General features: G+C 73.8%; 1 pseudogene. It reads right to left on the reverse strand.

Annotation, left to right across the window (positions count from 1 at the left end):
- Positions 1–753 (reverse strand): annotated as a pseudogene (locus ABD879_RS32740) (IS5 family transposase); the annotation flags it as partial.

Here is a 753-nt window from a genome sequence, read left to right on the forward strand (position 1 = left end):
CCGCGGAAGCGTTTGAGCCGGTTGAAGCAGCGTTCGATCACGTTGCGGCGCCGGTAGCGGTCGCGGTCGAACCCGCAGCGGCGGTGCCCGCGCCGGGCCCGCGCGGCAAGCTGATCGGCGCGTTCGGGGATGGTGTGCGGGATGCGCCGCCGCCTCAGATAAGCGCGGATGATGCCCGTGGAGCAGCCCTTGTCGGCGATCAGGTGCCCTGGCCGCACCCGCGGGCGGCCCGGGCCGGTGCGCGCGATCCGGATGGCCTCGACCACGTCGATCAGGCGGGTGCAGTCGTTGACGTCGCCGGCGGTCACCGTGAACGCGAGCGGCAGGCCGCGCCCGTCGCAGGCCAGGTGGATCCTGGTGGTCAGTCCGCCGCGGGACCGCCCGAGCGCCTGCCCGGCCTCCTGGCATGCCGGTTTCGTCCCCGGGCGCTCCCCTTTTTGCGGGCCCCGGCGGCGTACTGGTGGGCGCGCACGATGGTGGAGTCCACGCAGACCGCCGACCAGTCCACCGCGCCGATCGCGTCGTCGTGGGTCTGGACGCGGGCGAGCAGCCGGTCCCAGGTCCCGTCCGTGCTCCAGCGGCGGAACCGCTGGTAGAGGGTCTGCCAGGGTCCGTACCGTTCGGGGATGTCGCGCCAGTCGGCGCCGGTGCGGATCTTCCACAGGATCCCGTTGATCACCTGCCGGTGGTCCCGCCACCGGCCGCCGGGGCCGGTGTTGACCGGCAGCAGCGGCTCGATCCTGGCCCAGGCGG

The sequence above is a fragment of the Actinomadura keratinilytica genome, from assembly GCF_039539665.1.
Taxonomy (GTDB): Bacteria; Actinomycetota; Actinomycetes; order Streptosporangiales; family Streptosporangiaceae; genus Spirillospora; species Spirillospora keratinilytica.